Source organism: Streptomyces sp. NPDC050287, from assembly GCF_044459385.1.
GTDB lineage: Bacteria > Actinomycetota > Actinomycetes > Streptomycetales > Streptomycetaceae > Streptomyces.
In genome coordinates this window covers 852346-871414 of the sequence record NZ_JBITIY010000002.1, presented here as the reverse complement: position 1 = coordinate 871414, position 19069 = coordinate 852346, and the positions used below count along the sequence as shown (strand labels likewise).

Below are 19069 nucleotides of genomic sequence, written 5' to 3'. Positions count from 1 at the left end.
GAAGAGGCGATGAAGCAGCAGGGTGTGCACCCCGAGGACGCGGAGAGCACCTCTGACGCTTCGTCGCGCTCGGGCGCCGGTGGAACGGACGGACAGGACACCGGCGACGCGGACGCGAAGGACGCCGTGAAGGAGACTCCCAGGCCCGCGTCGGACGACGAACCGGACGAGGTGTACGCGGACGAGGTGGAGGGCGACGAACCGCTGCTCCCCGCGCGCGTGCACCGGCCCTCCGATCTCATGCGGCTCCTGATCGGCGTGCTGGCCGTGGCCGTGCTCCTCGCGGTCGCCGCGTTCGCGCACGGCACCACCTCGGGTCTCGAACAGGACATCAACAAGGGCACCGGTCAGGCACCCGACCTGCTCATCAAGATCGCGGGGCTGGCCTCCAGCATCGCGATCCTCCTGGTGCCGGTCGCGTTCGCGATCGAGCGGCTGATCAAACGCGACGGGCTGCGCATCGCGGACGGCGTGCTGGCGGCGGTCCTGGCGCACGGGGTGACCCTCGCCACCGACCTGTGGGTCGCCAAGGCCGCCCCCGGCTCGATCCAGGAGGCGCTCACCCAGCCCTCCCCCGGCGACATCCACGCCCTCACCGACCCGGTGCACGGCTATCTGGCGCCCGTGATCGCCTACATGACGGCAGTCGGCATGTCACGAAGGCCCCGCTGGCGTGCGGTGCTGTGGATCGTGCTGACGCTCGACGCCTTCTCGATGCTGGTCACCGGTTACACGACACCGTTCTCGATCATTCTCACGGTGCTCATCGGCTGGACCGTTGCCTACGGAACGCTGTACGCGGTCGGCTCGCCCAACGTCCGGCCCACCGGGCGGACTCTGATGGCGGGCCTGCGGACCGTTGGCTTCCGCCCGGTGAGCGCCGCCCGCGAGGAGGCCCCCGACACCCCGGAGAACGGCGACCGCGGCAGACGCTACTTCGTCACCCTGGAGGACGGCGCACCCCTGGACGTGACGGTGGTGGACCGGGAGCAGCAGGCCCAGGGGTTCTTCTACCGTGCCTGGCGCAACCTGATGCTGCGCGGCCTGGCCACCCGCAGCAGCCTCCCGTCGCTGCGGCAGGCCCTGGAGCAGGAGGCTCTGCTCGCGTACGCGGCCATCGCGGCCGGCGCCAACGCGCCCAAGCTGATCGCCACCTCCGAACTGGGCCCCGACGCGGTGATGCTCGTCTACGAGCACACCGGCGGACGCACCCTCGACTCGCTCCCGGACGAGGAGATCACCGACGAGCTGCTGCGCGACACCTGGCACCAGGTGCGGGCCCTGCAGTCCCGGCGCATCGCGCACCGCAGGCTGGTGGGGGAAGCGATCCTGGTGGATCGTTCCGGCACGGTGATCCTCACCGACCTGCGGGTCGGCGAGATCGCGGCGGGCGACCTGCTGCTGCGCATGGACATCTCCCAGTTGCTGGTGACCCTCGGCCTGCGGGTCGGGGCCGAGCGCGCGGTGGCCGCCGCGCTGAGCGTGCTCGGACCCGACGCCGTGGCCGACTGTCTGCCGATGCTGCAGCCCATCGCGCTGAGCCGCTCCACGCGCGCGACGCTGCGGAGAATGGCGCGGGAGCGGGCCGAGCGCGAACGCGAGGCGGTCCTGGAGGCGTCCCGGCACGCCAAGCAGGCCCGTCTGGAGTCCGCGCCGGACGACACCGTGCCCGTACTCGAAAAGCCCGACAAGAAGGCCGTGAAAGCCGAGGCGAGGGCCGAGAAACGGGCCATCGACGAGGCGGTGGAGGAGGCGCGGGAGGAGGATCTGCTCACCCAGATCCGTCACCAGGTGCTGTTGATCCGCCCGCAGGCACCGGTCGAACCGGTCCGCCTGGAGCGGGTGCGGCCGCGCACGCTGCTCAGTTTCATGGCCGGCGCCATCGGCGCGTACTTCCTGCTGACGCAGCTGACACACATCGAGTTCGGCCCGCTCGTCGCCAACGCCGAGTGGGGCTGGGTCGTGGCGGCCGTGCTGTTCTCCGCGGCCAGCTACGTCGCGGCGGCGATGGCCCTGCTGGGCTTCGTGCCCGAGCGCGTGCCGTTCGTGCGGGCCGTCGCGGCGCAGGTCGCGGGGTCCTTCGTGAAGATCGTCGCGCCGGCCGCGGTGGGCGGGGTCGCCCTGAACACGCGCTTCCTGCAGCGGTCGGGAGTACGGCCGGGGCTCGCGGTGGCGAGTGTCGGGGCGTCGCAGTTGTTCGGGCTCGGCTGCCACATCCTGATGCTGCTGTCCTTCGGCTATCTGACCGGTACCGAGAAGACGCCGTCGCTGTCGCCGTCCAGAACGGTCATCGCGGGCCTGCTGACGGTCGCGGTCCTCGTGCTGGTCGTGACCTCGGTGCCGTTCCTGCGGAAATTCGTCGCCACGCGCGTGAGGTCGCTGTTCGCGGGTGTCGTGCCGCGCATGCTCGACGTCCTTCAGCGGCCGCAGAAGCTGGTCACCGGCATCGGCGGCATGCTGTTGCTGACGGCCTGCTTCGTGATGTGCCTGGACGCCTCGATCCGGGCGTTCGGCGACCAGACGACCTCACTCAGCATCGCCAGCGTCGCCGTCGTCTTCCTCGCGGGCAACGCGCTGGGGTCCGCCGCGCCGACCCCGGGCGGTGTGGGCGCGGTGGAGGCGACCCTGACCGTGGGTCTGATCGCCGTCGGCCTCCCGAAGGAGGTCGCCGCGCCGGCGGTGCTGCTGTTCCGGCTGCTGACCCTGTGGCTGCCGGTGCTGCCGGGCTGGCTCGCTTTCAATCACCTGACCCGCAAGGGCGCGCTTTAGGGTGCCCGGCTCCCTCTTACGGCCCGTGCCCCGAGCGTCCGCCCTGGGACAGCTCCAGGATGGGACCATGCCCAACCCGCCCCGGCCGCGCGCCGTTGCCCTGACCGCCGCCGCCCTGCTGCTGGCCACCGTACTGGCGGGGTGCGGCGACGATTCCCAGGACCACGATCAGGACCTGCCGGCGCAGAAGCTGAGCTGGAAGGACTGTCCGGCGCCGTCCGCGGCGGAAGGCGGCGGTGAGCCGCCCTCGCCCCTTCCGGGCGGCCAGGAGTGGCAGTGCGCCACGCTGAAGGCGCCCCTGGACTGGGCGAAGCCCAAGGGCGACACGATCGATCTCGCGCTGATCCGGGCGAAGGCGAGCGGGCCCGCGGGCAAGCGCATCGGCTCGCTGGTCTTCAACTTCGGCGGCCCCGGCGGCTCGGGCGTGACCACCCTGCCCGCCTTCGGCCAGGACTACGCGACCCTGCGCACCCGCTACGACCTGGTGAGCTTCGACCCGCGCGGGGTCGGCCGCAGTGACCCCGTGGAGTGCCTGACCGACCCGCAGCTCGACGTGTACTTCCAGCAGGACGCCACCCCCGACTCCGCTGCCGAACGCACCGAGCTGCTGGACAACACCAAGGAGTTCAACGCGGCCTGCGAGGAGAACTCCAAGAAGCTGCTGCCGCATGTGCGCACCACCGACGCGGCCCGCGACATGGAGCTGATGCGCCAGGTCCTCGGCGACGCGAAGCTGCACTACTTCGGCATCTCGTACGGGACCGAACTCGGCGGTGTCTACGCCCACTTGTTCCCCCGGCGGGTCGGCCGGGCGGTGTTCGACGGGGTGGTCGATCCCACCCAGAACTTCGAACAGGGCTCGCTCGGGCAGGCCGAGGGGTTCCAGCTCGCCCTCGACAACTTCGCCGAGGACTGCACCTCGAAGGCCGAGGACTGCCCGATCGGCGACAGCGCGCAGGGCGTGGAGAACCGTATCGCCGCACTGCTCAAGAGCCTCGACAGCAAGCCGATCCCCGGCATCGCCCCACGCAGGCTGACCCAGACAGCGGCGACCAGCGGTATCGCGCAGGCCCTGTACTCCAAGGACTTCTGGAAGTACCTCACGGAGGGCCTGGAGCAGGCGTACGACGGCAACGGGCAGATTCTGATGGCGCTGTCCGACTCGCTGAACGGGCGCAGCCAGAACGGCGAGTACAGCAACATCACCCCGGCGAACATCTCCATCAACTGCGCCGACGACAAACCCCGCTACACCGCCGCCGACGTCGAGCGGAAGTTGCCCGCGTTCCGGGCCGCGTCGCCGCTGTTCGGCGACTTCCTCGCCTGGGGCATGGTCAGCTGCACCGACTGGGCCGTGCCGGGCGCCGCCGACCATCCCGACGTGAGCGCGCCCGGCTCCGCGCCGATCCTCGTCGTGGGCAACACGGGCGACCCCGCCACGCCGTACGAGGGCGCGCGGAAAATGGTGGACGCGCTCGGCAAGGGCGTCGGCATCGAGCTGACGTACAAGGGGCAGGGGCACGGCGCCTACGACACCGACAACAAGTGCGTGCGGGACGCGGTGAACGGCTATCTCCTGGACGGGAAGCTGCCGGAGGCCGGGACGGTCTGCTCCTGAGGTGCGTACGGCCGTGGGAGCGACTGCGTGGACTCCACGGTGAACACGTATCTGCCGAGGGGCTCGGTGCCGGGGAACGGCAAGGTCTGTTCATGACGACGGCGGGGGCTTCGGGCACCCGTGGCACCCGAAGCCCCGCCGCCAGCCGACCGGGACGGGCCGAGACGCGGATCTTCTCCATCACCGATTCGCACTGAGTGCGGTCCGCCCGCTGCCCAGGCGTGACGACGAGCGACAGTGGGCGGCACCTGCCCTCCGCGCTCAGGTGCAGTTTGCAGGTCAGTCCGCCACGGGAGCGGCCGAGGCTCTCGCCTGCCGCACCGCCTTTCCCGCACGAGCCGCAGGTTTACGTTCACCGGCACGTGAAGGGGTTCTCCTCGGGCTCCCCACCCGTTGATCACCTGCCGGTGGTCCCGCCACCGGCCGCACCGGTTGTTGCTCTTCGGCAGCAGCGGCTCCAGCGCCGCCCACTCCTCGTCGGTCAGATCCCCCCTGCTGAGCATGACCGCAACAGCGACCTGCCTGATCGAAAAGCCAGTTTCTAGCGGGCTGCGGTCATGGATCCCATGAGAAGGACCGCGCGGCGTCTGGTGACTGCCCGGCCCAGGCTCGCCATCATGCGGTTGAGCCGGCCGGAGATGACGCTCGGTGGTGGTGTGCGGCGGTCGAGCGTCCGCAGTGCCGTCGTCACGACCTCCTGGGGGGACTGGCGTTTGGTGCCGCCGTCCGCGGAGTCCGTGCCGATGACGTCGAAGAACTCGGTGCTGGTCGCGCCGGGGGACAGGGCGAGCACGCGCAGCCCGGTGTCCAGGGACTCCTGCCACAAGGCTTCGGTGAAGCTCAGCACGAACGCCTTGGCTGCCGCGTAGACGGCCATGTTCGGGGTGGGAAAGTACGCGGCCATGCTCGCGACATTGATCAGCACCCCGGTGCCGGAGGTCCGCAGCGGCTCGATGAACGCCCGGCTGATGTCGACCACACCTGCGACATCGACGGAGATCTCCTCCCGCAGGCGCAGCGGGTCCTCGGTGTGGAACGGCCCGAAGGTGCCGAAGCCTGCGTTGTTCACGACGCTCGTCACGGTCAGGTCGCGCCGTGCCACTTCCTCAGCGAGGGTCTGGCCTGCCGCAGGCCGGCTGAGGTCGAGAGAGATGGCCGTGGCTTGGACGCCGTGAGCCGCGGTGAGTTCGGCGGCCAGTTTGTCGAGCCGTTCCCGGCGTCGGGCGACGAGGATGACGTGGGAGCCACGAGCGGCGATCTGGCGGGCGAACTCTGCTCCGATGCCGGCGCTGGCACCGGTGATGAGGGTGGTCTGGCCGCGGTAGTCGACGGCGTTCATGGGCTGCTCCCGGGAGACGGCGGCTGCACTCGATTTGTGGCACCGTAAGCCTATCTTGTCACTCAGTGCCAATAAGGTACTGGGTGCACAGCGCGGTAGGCTGGGGCTCATGAACGATCGCGAAGGCGGCCCGTCCGGGCTACGGCAGCGCACCCGGCGGGCAGTGCAGGCCGAGATCGCCGCCACCGCGATGCGGCTCTTCCTCGAACACGGTTTCGAAGCCACCACCATGGAACAGATCGCCGGCGAGATCGGCATCTCGCGGCGCTCGCTGTTTCGCTACTTCGGCACGAAGGAAGACATCGTGCTCGGCGACCACGCCGAAAGCGGCCGGACCCTGCGGGCCGCGCTGGAAGCCCGTCCGGCAGACGAGCCCCCGTGGGATGCACTCCGGGCGGCCCTCAAGGCGCTCGTCGAGTCTCTTCCCTATACACCGGAGGACTTCCTCAAGATCACCAGCATGCTCCACGCGTCGCCCTCTCTCCGGGGGCGTCAGCTGGAGAAACGGCAGCAGTGGACGGAGCTACTGCTGCCGGACATCGCCAGACGACTGGGCGCCACGGCGGACACCATGAACGAGCTGCGGGCCCGCGCGCTCATCGCCTGCGCTCTGGCGTGCTCCGAAGCCGCAACGGAAACCTGGGTCCGCAGCAACGGCGCGGTCGACATGGAGCGGGCCTTCGATGAGGCGGTTGCCGCGGTACGCGCATAGGACGCCGCGGCTTCGTTCTCTCGCGGCGAGAGGACGACGGCCGGCGCGCTTGTCGATCGCTGTTTCGGTGTGCCGATCGGCACGTGTGGTGGACCTGGGCCGACCGGCCGGACGATCCGCTGGAGATCTGTCCGGTGCCGGAGCTGTTCCGCTGACGACCCAACACCCCGGAGCGCGAGCGCCGGGCCGTCCCTGGGCCGTCCAAGGTCAGCCGACGTCGACCGACAACGACCGAAGCCCACGGCATCTGAGCTGGTCAGAGCCGTGGGCTTCTTCAGTCTTGCTGGTCAGCGGAGGGGCCGATCAGTACACCGGCTTGTCCGGCTCGATCTGGTTGACCCAGCCGATCACGCCGCCGCCGACGTGCACGGCGTCGGAGAAGCCCGCGGACTTCAGGACCGCGAGGACTTCCGCACTGCGGACACCCGTCTTGCAGTGCAAGACGATCTTCTTGTCCTGCGGGAGGGTCTCCAGGGCGGTGCCCATGAGGAACTCGTTCTTCGGGATCAGCTTGGCACCCGGGATGGAGACGATCTCGTACTCGTTGATCTCGCGGACGTCGATGATCTCGATGTTCTCTCCGTCGTCGATCCACTCCTTGAGCTGCTTGGGAGTGATCGTCGAGCCGGCTGCCGCCTCCTGGGCCTCCTCGGAGACGACGCCGCAGAAGGCCTCGTAGTCGATGAGCTCGGTGACGGTGGGGTTCTCGCCGCAGACCGCGCAGTTGGGGTCCTTGCGAACCTTGACCTGCCGGTACTGCATCTCCAGGGCGTCGTAGATCATCAGCCGGCCGACCAGCGGTTCGCCGATGCCGGCGAGCAGCTTGATGGCCTCGTTGACCTGGATGGAGCCGATGGACGCGCACAGCACGCCCAGGACGCCGCCCTCGGCGCAGGAGGGGACCATGCCCGGCGGCGGGGGCTCCGGGTAGAGGCAGCGGTAGCAGGGGCCGTACTCGGACCAGAAGACGGAGGCCTGGCCGTCGAAACGGTAGATCGAACCCCACACGTACGGCTTGTTCAGCAGCACGCAGGCATCGTTGACCAGGTAGCGGGTCGCGAAGTTGTCCGTGCCGTCGACGATCAGGTCGTACTGGCTGAAGATCTCCATCACGTTGTCGGCCTCGAGCCGCTCCTCGTGAAGGACCACGTTCACGTAAGGGTTGATGCCGAGGACGGAGTCGCGGGCGGACTCGGCCTTGGAGCGGCCGATGTCGGCCTGGCTGTGGATGATCTGGCGCTGCAGGTTGGACTCGTCGACCTCGTCGAACTCCACGATGCCGAGCGTGCCCACGCCCGCGGCGGCCAGGTACATCAGCGCCGGCGAGCCCAGGCCGCCGGCGCCCACACAGAGCACCTTGGCGTTCTTCAGCCGCTTCTGCCCGTCCATCCCGACGTCGGGGATGATCAGGTGGCGGGAGTACCTGCGGACCTCGTCTACGGTGAGCTCGGAAGCCGGCTCGACCAGGGGTGGCAGCGACACGGGGACTCCGTTGGTCGGTCAATCACTACAGTTGTTCTCCTCGTAACAGTGCCATGGGCTTCTTCATTCCGAGACACCTGTTCCGATCCGCGAGACGATGTCGTCCCAGTAGCCGGGCATGCTCTCCCAGGGGTCGCTGCGGCCCCAGCCGTCCGTGCGGTCGGTGAAGTAGATCGTCGCGGCGCCCTGCCAGCGGGCGATGCGCAGGGCCTCGTCGAGGTGGCCGCGCGGGACACCGTGGACGAAGTGACAGAAACGCTCGGGCGGGTGGTCGGCGGTCCACTCGGCCGCCTGGGACCACCGGTAGTCGCTCCAGGTACCGGAGAAGGTGACCAGCTGGTCGGCGTGCTCGAGGTAGCCGGGGTACGGGTGGGTGCCGTGGCCGAGGACGATGTGCGGGTCCCCATGGATCGCGCGGAGCGTGCTGACCGTCCGCCGGACCTCGGGGAGCGCGACGCGTTCGGTCGGGCAGCGGTCCAGGAGGAAGCCGTCGACCCGGTACCAGTCGATGTAGTGGTGCGCGTCGGAGACCAGCTCCCCGTAAGCGCGGGCGCCGTAGGTGGCGTCGAGGTGACCGAGGACCCGGACGCCCGCGTTGCGCAGGCGTCCGGCAGCTTCCAGACAGTGCGGGTCGGGGCGGGCGCCGGGGCCGTTGCCCGCGATGTTGAGGACGACCCAGTGCAGCGGGGTGCCGGGGCGGGTGAGCTCGGCCCACTCGGCCGGGGCGACCAGGGGATGCGCGAAGCCGGGGATGCCGAATCCCGTCCGGAGGCCGGTGCTCGCGGTGCCGGGGGTGAGTCTGGTCAGATGCGGCATGCCGCCTCCATCCAGATGTCGGCCAGGGACTCCTCGAGGTTGATCCGCGGGCGCCAGCCGAGCCGGTCGCGTGCGGTGCGCACGTCGGCCTGCTGCCAGCTGCCGCAGCCGTCCGGGTACGGGAACGCGGCCGGGGCCACGTGGTCCGGCTCGGTGCGGGGGTGGCCGATGGTCGGCCTGAGGTGGGCGCTGGGCGGACCGTCGAGTTCGTGGAGGGCACCGCCGTATCCGGCGACGCGCGCGAGGATCGCGGCGGCGTCGCGCAGCCGCACCGCGCGGCCCGAACCGATGTTGATGACGCCCTGCGCGGCGGAGAGCGAGGCGGCGTGCACGGCGCGGGCCACGTCCCGTACGTCGACGAAGTCCCGCTGGGCACCGAGGCCGCCGAGTTTGAGCTCGCCGTCGCCGGACTGCATGGCCCGGCGCATGGCCTCGGCGAGGCGGCCGAGTGGGGAGCCGGCGGGGGTGCCGGGGCCGGCCGGCGAGAACACCCGCAGGACCACGGCGTCCAGGCCGGAGCCGAGGACGAGTTCGGTGGCGGCGAGTTTGCTCACGCCGTAGGGCCCGCCGGGGCGGGGCACGGCGTCCTCGGCCGTGGAGGAGCCCGGCTGGCTGGGGCCGTACTCGGCACCGCAGCCGATCTGCACCAGGCGGGCGCCGCAGCCGCTGCGGCGCAGGGCTTCACAGACGGTGGCGACGGCGACGGTGTTGTGGCGGGTGAGGTCGCGGGCGCCGCCCCGGGTGGCACCGGCGCAGTTGATGACGACACCGGGGTGGACCGCGTCGAGGAAGCGGGTCAGGGCGCCGGGGCTGCCGGACGCGAGGTCGAAACGGACGTCGGCGTCGTCGCCCCGGCCGAGGGCGGTGAGCTGGACGGCCGGGTCGGCGAGCAGGCGGTCGGCGACGAAGCGGCCGAGGTAGCCGTTGGCTCCGATCAGCAGGACTCTCATCGGGCGGCTCCCGGAGCCGAGGCGTCGGATCGGGAGGTGATCATTTGGCGGTCTCCTTCGAGAAAGGGGGGTACTGGGGCCTGCGGGACCGGGGCCGGATGCCTGGGCCGGCCTGGGCGGAACGGTGGGGAGCCCTGCGAGGCCGGGGCCAGGTGCCGCAGGCGGCCCGAGCGGGTGAGGCGGAGGTCGCGTGCGCCGGCCCCTGCGACAGGTGTCCGGGGCTGACCGGTGGCCGTCATGTCGGCTCACCCGGTCGGGCATGGGCCGACGCTCGGGTCAGCGTGCGTGTGGCGTGGAGCAGGAGGGTGAGGGCGCCCAGGCCGCAGGTGAGGGTCTGGATGCCGCCCGGGCCCCAGGTGTCGGTGAGGGTGTGGACGGGAGTGGCGAGAAGGTCCCAGCCGGGAAGTCGGGCGGCGAACACCGAGGCCAGGGCCACTGCTTGGGACGCGGCCGTGGCGGTGAGGACGACCTTCGGAGCGTGGGTGAAGCCGTGGACGGTGAGGAGGCGGGCGAGGAGCAGGAGGGCACCCAGCGTGATCGTCTGGGCATAGGGCGACGGTTCGCCGAGGGCCGCACCGGAGACGGCCAGGAGGGCGGTGAGGACACCGAGGAAAAGAGCGAACGTGCCCAGCAGGAGGGGGCGTACGGAGGCGGCGAAGTCCTCCAGACCTCGGCTGGCCGCCAGTTTGCGACGGGCGCGGACGGCGAAGAGATGGGCGCTCCAGGCGGCGGGCGCGCACGCCCAGGCCAGGGCCAGAACGGGTGGCAGAGCAATGGGCCAGGGGGCGTTCGCGGTGCCGTCGGGTAGTCCGTCGGGGCCGCTGGCCAAGGCCGCCCCGAGCAGTCCGTCGCCGAGGAGTGCGCAGGCTAGGAGCCAGTACGTCCAGGTGCGGGTGGCGTTCGGGCGCGCGCCGGTTCTGGTGCCGAGCGGGCCGCGGGTCAGGACCGCGCGCATGCCCAGGGCCAGGGCCAGAACACCCACGGCGGCGACGGTCAGGCGGGCTCGGCCGCGGGTGAGGTGCAAGCCGATCACGATGGCCGAGCAGAGGGCACCGGGCAGGAGGGAGAGCAAGGTCCAGTCGGCGCGGGCCCGCGGGATGTCCTGAGTGGTGGGACGCGGCGGAGTCTCACCGTCACGGGAGACGCGGGCGTACATCTCCTCGGCGAGGGAGAAGACATCGCGGTGACGGAAGCGGGCCGCGGTGCGGTCGGTGACGCCATGGGCTTCCAGACCTGCCGCGATCTCCAGAGGGTCCACGGCCCGTTCGCACAGGTCACGGTGACGATGCATCAGGGCCTTCACGGGGTCCGCGCCCGTGCGCCGGGCAGTGACGGGCCGACGGCCCCCGGCCCGAGCCCCTCCAGCAGCCGCCTCAATCACTTCAGCGGTCCCAAAGGCGCCAAACGCACCAGCTGCGCCAGTTGGCTCAGCCGCCTCAGCGGCCTCAGCGGCGCCAATGAAGGCATCGGCTCCGCTGGACCTCCCAGCCCGGACGAGCTCATCCGACTCATCCATCTCGCCGAACTCGCCAACCTCACCCACCTCGCCAAGCCCGCTCATCACGCCCCCTCCGTCGCACTCACCGGTGTCGCGCCTCGTACCGACGGCGTATCGACCGACGGCGTACCGACCGACGGCGTATCGACCGACGAGGCACCGACCGACGAGGCACCGACCGACGTGCTCCCCACCGAGGAAGGCCCCGGCGACGAGGTCCCCTCGGACGTGCCCCGTACCGGCGGTCCCGCCGCCCAGCCGGGTCCGCCGTGGGCCACGAAGCGAGCGCCGCGCTCGGTCCAGCTGCCGGGTACGTGGGACTCAGCCGGGGCGGCGAACGGCAGGGGTTCGCCGGTGTCGTCGAGGAGGACCCGGCGGACCGGGGTGCGCGAGACGATCTCCAGGTAAATGCCGTGAAATGCCGTGATGTTCTGCTCGACCGTGAACAGTTCGAGCGCTCGGGCGCGTGCTGCGGCACCCAGGCGCGCTCGGCGCTCGGGGTCGCGCAGCAACGCCACGCACGCCTCGGCAAGCGCCCGCGGATTGCGCGGGGGGACGACGAGCCCGGTGCCGCCGATGACCTCCACGACCGCGCCCACGTCCGTGGACACCGTCGCCCGGCCGCAGAACATGGCCTCGACCAGGCCGACCGGAAAGCCCTCGACCACGCTGGACAGGACGGTCACGGCGCCGGCGGCGTACGCGTCGGCGAGGGCCGGCAGCTCAGGGCCGCCGATCTCCTCGAAGGACACCGGGTTGTCGCCGACGGCGTGTGGTCCGTCGGCCTCGTCGGGGAAGAGCTGTGCGGCCAGTACCCGGCAGTGACCGAGGTAGGCCGCGCCCTCGGGCCCCGAGGGAACGCCGATTATCCGGAGCCGGGTCTTGGGCTCCTCCTTGCGGATCTCGGCGAAGGCGTGCAGCAACGACACCAGGTCCTTGGCCGGTTCCACCCGGCCCACCCAGACGAGCGTGTCGTGGTCCGCGCACTCCTGCGACTCGCCGACCTCCGCGAAGGGAGCGGCTTCCATGCCCGGGTAGACCGTGCGCAGCTTGTCGCGCTGGGCCCCGCAGCGCTCCTGCCAGCGGCGGGCGTGCGCGTTGCCGGGCGTGACGAGCGCGGCCCGGCGGTAGGTCTCCGCGGCGAGCCTGCCGTGGAAGGCGGTGAGCAGAGCCCGTACGGCGGGCGCGGACTGTGTGGCCGTCAGGTAGTGGGTGCGCAGCCGCACGCCGTACTCGGTCACCAGCAGGGGTACGCCGGTGAAGTGCCGCGCCAGCAGCCCGGGCAGGGCCGCCGGGCCGCCGGAGGCCGCGTGGCACAGGTCGACCGAGCCGAGGCCGTCGTCCTCGTACCAGTCGAGCGACAGGGGGCGCAGGGCGCGTTCCAGGTACGCGGCGACGGCGAGCAGCTCGGGGACGCGCGCCTCACGGGCCGTGCGCGGGGCGCCGGGCGCACGACAGGCGCGCTCAAGGGCGCGTACGGCGGCCTCGGAGCGGAGCGCGCCGACCAGGCCGCCCTCGTCGCGGGCGAGTTCGGCGAGCCCGTACAGCGCGTCGGCGAAACGGTCCGCCTCAGTGGCCGACGACTCACCCGCGGCCTCCCAGGCGCTCCCCTCGCACAGGGCGGCCGCCAGCTCGCCGTAGCACTCTGCGAACCGCCGGCGTGCGCGCCGTCCGTACACCACCTCGTCGTCCTCGGCCATCCACAGCGGCGCCGTCCGCACCCTGCTGACCTGCGGCGGCAGCGGGATCCAACCCTCGTCCTCCTGGCGCTCGCTGCGGCTGAGCGCGTAGATGTCGAACTCGTGCTGCTCGAGCCCGCGCACGAGCCGGTCGCACCAGAGCCCGGCGTCACCGCTCACATACGGATAGCCACCCTCCGTAAGCAGTCCGATGCGCACGAACGCACCCCCGATCTCCCGTCTGGGGAGCCGCCGTTGGTCCGGCGACTCGCAGCGGGACGAACGTATGCGGACAAGGCGGTGGCGCGACGGACGGTTGTCCATCGCACCACCAAAAGGGGTGAACGGTCGTAACTTTCCTGCGCGGATCGCGTTCTGTCGCGCTAAGAGATCGAGTGCGCACAGATCGTCACAGGCGGACCGAGCCCGGGTGTCACGTCACAGCCGACTCGCGCCGGCCCGCGGCACTCGGTGGCGATTCGTGCCGCGCCGATTCGCGCCGGGCCGCCCTGCGCCGGGCCGCGGTCCGCGGGTCCAGTGCCGGTACGGCGGCGAGGAGTTGCCTGGTGTAGGGGTCCTGCGGGTTGTCGTACACCTCGTCGGCCGGCCCGGACTCGACGAGCCGCCCGCGGCGCATCACCGCGACCCGGTCGCTGACCTGGCGGACGACGGCGAGGTCGTGGGCGACGAAGACGAGGGCGAGCCCGAGTTCGCGCTGCAACTCACCGAGCAGGGCGACCACCTGGGCCTGGGTGGTGACGTCCAGCGCGGAGACCGGTTCGTCGCAGACGATGACGTGCGGGTCGGCCGCGAGCGCCCGAGCGATGCCCACGCGCTGGCGCTGACCGCCGCTGAACTCGTGCGGATAGCGGTCGTAGTGCGCTGCTTCGAGCCCCACGCGCTCCAGCAGTTCCCGTACGCGCCCCCGGATACGCCCTTCGTCCCGCTCCCCCCGCGCGCGCAGCGGGTCGGCGATGGACTCGCCCACGCTGCGGCGGGGGTTGAGGGAGGAGACGGGGTCCTGGAAGACCATCTGTACGGCCGGATTCACGCCCACGCGCGCGTGCCCGTCGTCACGCACCTCCCCCGCCGTCGGCTCCAGGAGGCCGACGAGCATGCGACCCAGGGTCGTCTTGCCGCTGCCGCTCTCCCCGACGACGCCCAGGGTCTCACCGCGGCGGATGGTCAGCGACACGTCGTCCACGGCGGCGAACGCCCGCTTCCCGCGCCCGAACTCGCGCCGCAGACCGACCGCCTCCAGGACGACCTCGTTCACGACGTCCTTGGCGGCCCCCTCCACGGCGGCCTCCCCCAGGACGCCCCCCTCCCAGACGGCATCCTCGGATGCCCCGGTCAGGGCGCGCGGAGCGTCCACCCGGGGAACGGCCCCCAGCAGTTCCCGGGTGTACGACTCCGAAGGCGCCCCCAGTACGGCACCGACCGGCCCGTGCTCGACGACCCGCCCATGCCGCATGACGAGGACGTCGTCGACGCTCTCCGCGGCGACGCCCACGTCGTGCGTGACCAGGAGCAGGCCCATGCCGGTCTCCTCGCGCAGGGTGTGCAGCAGGTCGAGGATCTGGGCCTGGACGGTGACGTCGAGGGCGGTCGTCGGCTCGTCGGCGATCAGCAGTTCGGGTTCGCAGGCCAGTGCCATCGCGATGAGGGCGCGCTGCCGCATGCCGCCGCTGAACTCGTGCGGCCGGGACCGGGACCGGCGCCGGGCGTCCGCGATGCCCACCCGGTCCAGTACGTCCACCGCACGCGCGCGTGCCGCTCGGCGCGAGGCGCGCGTGTGCACGCGGTACACCTCGGCGATCTGGTCCCCGATCGCGTAGTACGGGTCGAGGGACGACAGCGGGTCCTGGAAGACCATGGCGGCCTTTCCGCCCCGCAGCCGCCGCAGTTCGTCCTCCGATGCCCGCGCCACGTCGGTGCCGGCGACCTCGACCGAGCCGCCGACGCGCGCTCCCGTGCCGCGGTGCAGCCCCAGCAGGGCCGAGGCGACCGTGGACTTGCCGGAACCGGACTCGCCGACCAGGGCGAGGGCGGCGCCCTGCTCCAGCCGGAAGGAGAGCCCGTCGACGGCGCGCAGGTCGCCGAAATCGACGGTCAGATCCGTGATTTGGACGAGACTCATGTCAGTACTCACGTCAGTACCACCCGTCGGTCGGCCACCGCGTACAGCACGTCAGCGACGGCGTTGGCGACGACCACGAAGAAGCCGATGACCAGGACCATGCCGACGACCACGGGGAGGTCGACGACGTTCACGGCGTGCACCAGTTCCTGCCCGATGCCGGGCAGGCCGAAGAGCGACTCGACGAGGACGGCGCCGCCCACCGCGGAGCCGAAGTCGTTGGCGTTCAGGGCGATGATCGGTGCCAGGGCGCCCCGCAGCGCGTGCCGGCCGACGATCGACCCTTCACTGACGCCGTAGGCCCGGAAGGTGCGGATGTGGTCCTCGGCGAGCGTCTCGAGCATGGACGCCCGGGTCAGGCGGGCGAAGTAGGCCGCCTCGCCGAGGGCGAGGGTGAACCACGGCAGCAGGAGGCCCCATGCCCACTGCTCGGGGTCGTCGGACAGGGAGACGTACTCCGGGAAGGGCAGCAGCTCCAGTTGCCCGCAGATCACGATCATCAGGACGAGACCGATGACGAAGACGGGCGTGGCGACACCCGCGAGGGTGAGTCCGGTCAGCGCGCGCTCGGTGAACCGGCCGCGCCGCCAGGCGGAGAGCACTCCCGTGCCGACGCCCAGCAGCAGCCAGAGCACCATCGCGCCGACCACCAGCGAGAGGCTGACCGGCAGCTTGGTGAGGATGATCCGCATGACCTGTTGGTCGCTCTGGTACGACAGCCCGAGGCAGGGTGCCGAGCAGTGCTCGACGGACGTGCCGGTCGAGTAGTCCTGACCGGCGACGATGCCTTCCAGGAAGTGCCAGTAGCGCAGGTACAGCGGGTCGTCGAGCCTGAGCTGCTGGGCGACCTGGTGCACCTGTTCGGGCGAGCAGCGCGGGCCGCAGGTGATCTGGGCGACGTTGCCGGGAGTGGCGTAGAAGACCACGTAGATGATCACCGAGAGGGCGAGCAGGGTGAGCACCGCCCCTGCGGCCCGGCGCAGCGCGAAGCCGCCGAAGCCACTCATGAGCGCACCTCCTTCTCGGCGTCCGAGCCCGCCGTCTTCGCGACCTTCTCGGCCTTCGAGGCCTTCCCGACACCCGCGCCCGCCTTCGCCTCCCCCTTGCGCCCCGTACCGACGCGCAGGCGGGAGACCGCGCGCGGGTCCAGGGCGGTGCGGACGCCGTCGCCGAGGACGGTGAGGGCGAGCACGGTCAGGAACAGGGCGCCGGCGGGCAGCAGGAGGTACTGCGGGGCCGCCTGGTACCAGACGTTTGCGGAGGTGAGCATCTGCCCCCAGGACGGCGTGGGCGGCTTCACGCCGACGCCGAGGAAGGACAGGGCGGCCTCGATGGTGATGTTGGCCGGCACCATGAGCGCGGCGTAGGTGATGACGGGGGCGGCGAGGCCGGGCAGCAGTTCCCGGCGCGCGATCCGCAGGGTGCCCCAGCCGCTGAGCCGGGCGGCGGCCACGTAGTCGAGCTCCTTCAGGGTGAGCGTCTGGGCCCGGGTGATCTTGGCGATGGTGCCCCAGGCGACGAAGCCGATGATGAGCGCGACCAGCACCGGCCTCGGGAAGCTGCCGGGCACGACGGCCAGCAGGGCCAACGCCATGATCATCAGCGGCATGGCGACGATGATGTCGGTGATCCGGCTCAACAGTTGATCGACCCATCGGTTCCCGAGCGCGGCGGCGACGCCCACCACGACTCCGATGGCGACCTGGACGACGGTCGCGGCCAGCGCCACGCCCAGGGAGACCCGGGCGCCGTACACCAGGCGCGCGAACAGGTCCCGCCCGGTCTGCGGTTCCACGCCGAGCCAGTGGTCGCCGCCGATGCCGCCGAAGGACCCGAGGGGTACGCCGCCGCGCGCCGAGTCGACCAGTGAGGGGTGGTAGGTGGTCGGGTCCTGGCCCTCGATCGCGGTGAGCAGCGGTGCGGCGAGCGCGACCAGGACGAGCAGCGCGACGACGACCGCCGCGACGAGGGCGGCGCGCTGCGCCCGCAGCCGCCGCCAGAACTGACGGGCCCCCGAGGCCGCCGGCACGGGCTGCGTACCCGTACCGGCGGCCTCGACGGCGACAAATGCCTCGCTCATCGCGTTACTTGACCGCGACCTGCGAGATGTCCAGCACCCCGGTCCAGTCGCTGATCACGATGTTCCTGATGTTCTCGCCGTACAGCCTCTTGTAGACGGGGTGGAACAGCGGCACGGTCAACGCCTGCTCGCCGATCTTCTTGTCCAGCGCACCCCACCGCTCGGCGGCAGCGCCAAGATCGGTCAACTTGTTGATCGCGTCGATCTCGGCATTGACCGTCTTGTCGTCGAGAAAGCCCGTGTTGAAGTTCGCGCCGTCCTTGACGATCTGCCGGCCGTCGAAGATCGGGGCGAGGAAGGGGCCGCCCGAGGGCCAGTCGGCACCCCAGTGGGCGAGGAAGAAACCGGGCTCGGTCTTCACGTTGTGGATCTTGTCGGAGTAGTCGTTGTCCTCCAGACCCTGCAGCTTGACGGTGATGCCGGCCTTCTTCAGCGCGTCCTGCACCGCCGTCGCGATCTCGGGGCTGGTCTCGAAGTCCTTGCTGTTGGAATGGGTCAGCGTGATGGTCAGCCCGTTCGCGTACCCGGCGTCCTTCAGCAGTTCCTTCGCCTTCGCGGCATTGCCCGTCCGGCCGGCCGGGAACAGGTCGTACGGCGTGTAACCGAAGGACTTCTGGTTCGGCAGGTAGGTGGTGGCGGGCTCGGCCAGCGCGGACCCGCCGGCCGCGTTGATCACGGACGAACGGTCGATGGCGTACGAGATCGCCTGCCGCACCTTGACGTTGTCGAACGGCTTCACCTTCGGATTGAACGCGAGGTAGTTCGTGTAGCCGAAGTGGCCGGTGCCGACCCTCGCCGCCAGCTTCTTGTCCCCCGTCACCTTGGCGAGCTCGGCCGGGCCGAGGTTGGTGTCCGTGGTGACCGCGCTCGCGTCCGCGCCCTGGGACGCCGACAGCCGCTGGTTGATCACGGACGAGTCCAGCCCGGACCGTACGTCGATCTTGTCCGGGTAGGCCTTGCGCTCGGCGTCCGTCGCGGCGGACCAGTAGGTGTTGCGCTCCAGGACGAGGTGCTCGCCGTCGTTCTCGTTGCTGACGACCTTGTACGGCCCGGACGAGACCGGGTGCTCCTCGTACTTCGTCCCGGTGTCCTTGCTCTTCGGGACGGGCGTGAACTGCGTCTGCGTGGCCAGGTACGGGAACTCGCCCTCGGGCTTGTTCAGATGGAAGACGATGGTCCGCTCGTCGGGCGTCGCGATCGCCGGGAGCCCCTTCTTGTCCTTGTAGGGGCCCTGGTAGTCGGCCGCGCCGACCAACCAGTCCCGCAGGTAGGGGGCACCGCCGGAGAGCTCGGGCGCGAAGGAGCGCTCGATGCCGTACTTGATGTCGGCCGAGGTGATCGGGGTGCCGTCCTCGTACTTCAGCCCCTTCTTCAAGGTGTACGTCCAGACGGTCGCGTCCTTGTCGGGGCGCCCGGTGTCGGTGGCGAGGTCCGGTACGACCTTGGCCCCGGGGGCGCCGTTCTCGCGGTTGCGGGTGGTGAGCGTGCGGAACACCAGGGACGGCACGTTGCCGCCGCCGGAGGTGTACAGCCGGGCCGGGTCGAAGTCCTGCTGCGGGTCGGAGTTCAGCACCGTGAGGGTGCCGCCCTTGTGGGGCGTGGAGTCACCGCCGGAGGCCTTGGCATCGTTGTCCTCGGGCCCGCATGCGGCGGCGCCCGCTGCCAGAACCAGGCCTACGGATACCGCGGCCACGCGGCGCGCTCTGAGAGACGGATGACGCATCGGAGACGACCTCTCGAAGAATGTGTCTCGGATCACGAGACGGATTGACGAGGAGTGAGACAGAAGTGAACGGACGTCTGCCCCGGCGTCAGGTCGTCGGAAAGCCGTGACCTGGGGTCACGGGCGTAGAGGAAGGTCGCGACGCGTACGCCTGGGGGCGGGCGTCAGCGACAGAGAATGTCGGCCACGCAGAGCGGGGTCACACCGATCAGCGCAAGCTCGATGGCTGCGCGGGCGGAGGCGTGACGGGGCGACATGCGCAG

14 protein-coding genes and 1 pseudogene are annotated in these 19069 nt (G+C 70.9%); 4 read left to right on the top strand and 11 right to left on the bottom strand.

Going from position 1 to position 19069, the window contains the following annotated elements; translation table 11 throughout:
- The first annotated feature begins 9 nt into the window (after positions 1–9).
- The 3 genes and pseudogenes from ACIBK3_RS09310 to ACIBK3_RS09300 all read left to right on the top strand — a co-directional run.
- The gene (locus tag ACIBK3_RS09310; protein WP_399363491.1) at positions 10–2769 is read left to right on the top strand and encodes a lysylphosphatidylglycerol synthase domain-containing protein; all 2760 of its coding nucleotides are present in this window, start codon (positions 10–12) and stop codon (positions 2767–2769) included.
- Between the two features lie 67 nt (positions 2770–2836).
- Positions 2837–4387 (top strand): alpha/beta hydrolase, encoded by a 1551-nt coding sequence (locus ACIBK3_RS09305; RefSeq protein WP_399363489.1) that lies wholly within the window; start codon positions 2837–2839, stop codon positions 4385–4387.
- A 12-nt stretch (positions 4388–4399) separates the two neighbouring features.
- A pseudogene (locus ACIBK3_RS09300) lies at positions 4400–4483 on the top strand (alpha/beta hydrolase); the annotation flags it as partial.
- Between the two features lie 445 nt (positions 4484–4928).
- Here the strand turns inward: ACIBK3_RS09300 and ACIBK3_RS09295 are convergent.
- Entirely contained in the window at positions 4929–5726 is a 798-nt protein-coding gene (locus tag ACIBK3_RS09295) for an SDR family NAD(P)-dependent oxidoreductase (RefSeq protein ID WP_399363487.1), read from the bottom strand.
- A gap of 109 nt (positions 5727–5835) precedes the next feature.
- Between ACIBK3_RS09295 and ACIBK3_RS09290 the strand changes: the two genes are divergently transcribed.
- Positions 5836–6438, top strand: a complete 603-nt coding sequence (locus ACIBK3_RS09290; RefSeq protein ID WP_399363485.1) for a TetR/AcrR family transcriptional regulator — start codon at positions 5836–5838, stop codon at positions 6436–6438.
- Between the two features lie 303 nt (positions 6439–6741).
- On the opposite strand, the gene moeZ is transcribed toward ACIBK3_RS09290, so the two are convergent.
- From moeZ to ACIBK3_RS09240, 10 genes are all read right to left on the bottom strand, one after another.
- A complete protein-coding gene (gene moeZ / locus ACIBK3_RS09285) occupies positions 6742–7920 on the bottom strand; it encodes an adenylyltransferase/sulfurtransferase MoeZ (protein ID WP_399363483.1) in 1179 nt (392 codons plus the stop codon).
- Positions 7921–7983: 63 nt separating this feature from the next.
- The gene (locus tag ACIBK3_RS09280) at positions 7984–8736 is read right to left on the bottom strand and encodes a spherulation-specific family 4 protein (RefSeq protein WP_399363481.1); all 753 of its coding nucleotides are present in this window, start codon (positions 8734–8736) and stop codon (positions 7984–7986) included.
- Positions 8724–9686 (bottom strand): NAD-dependent epimerase/dehydratase family protein, encoded by a 963-nt coding sequence (locus ACIBK3_RS09275; RefSeq protein ID WP_399363479.1) that lies wholly within the window; start codon positions 9684–9686, stop codon positions 8724–8726. Before ACIBK3_RS09275 ends, ACIBK3_RS09280 begins: the two co-directional genes overlap by 13 nt.
- Before the next feature lie 235 nt (positions 9687–9921).
- Positions 9922–10977, bottom strand: coding sequence for a hypothetical protein (locus tag ACIBK3_RS09270; protein WP_399363477.1), 1056 nt, complete (start codon positions 10975–10977; stop codon positions 9922–9924).
- 269 nt (positions 10978–11246) lie between these two features.
- Entirely contained in the window at positions 11247–13082 is a 1836-nt protein-coding gene (locus ACIBK3_RS09265; RefSeq protein WP_399363475.1) for a DUF3492 domain-containing protein, read from the bottom strand.
- Positions 13083–13296: 214 nt separating this feature from the next.
- Positions 13297–15003: a dipeptide ABC transporter ATP-binding protein gene (locus ACIBK3_RS09260; RefSeq protein WP_399363473.1), complete on the bottom strand. Its 1707-nt coding sequence runs from the start codon at positions 15001–15003 to the stop codon at positions 13297–13299.
- 8 nt (positions 15004–15011) lie between these two features.
- A complete protein-coding gene (locus tag ACIBK3_RS09255) occupies positions 15012–16010 on the bottom strand; it encodes an ABC transporter permease (RefSeq protein ID WP_399363471.1) in 999 nt (332 codons plus the stop codon).
- Positions 16007–17083 (bottom strand): ABC transporter permease, encoded by a 1077-nt coding sequence (locus ACIBK3_RS09250; protein ID WP_399363469.1) that lies wholly within the window; start codon positions 17081–17083, stop codon positions 16007–16009. Before ACIBK3_RS09250 ends, ACIBK3_RS09255 begins: the two co-directional genes overlap by 4 nt.
- 4 nt (positions 17084–17087) lie before the next feature.
- Positions 17088–18806 (bottom strand): ABC transporter substrate-binding protein, encoded by a 1719-nt coding sequence (locus ACIBK3_RS09245; protein WP_399363467.1) that lies wholly within the window; start codon positions 18804–18806, stop codon positions 17088–17090.
- A gap of 164 nt (positions 18807–18970) precedes the next feature.
- Positions 18971–19063 (bottom strand): Ms4533A family Cys-rich leader peptide, encoded by a 93-nt coding sequence (locus ACIBK3_RS09240; protein ID WP_399363994.1) that lies wholly within the window; start codon positions 19061–19063, stop codon positions 18971–18973.
- Between the last annotated feature and the right edge of the window lie 6 nt (positions 19064–19069).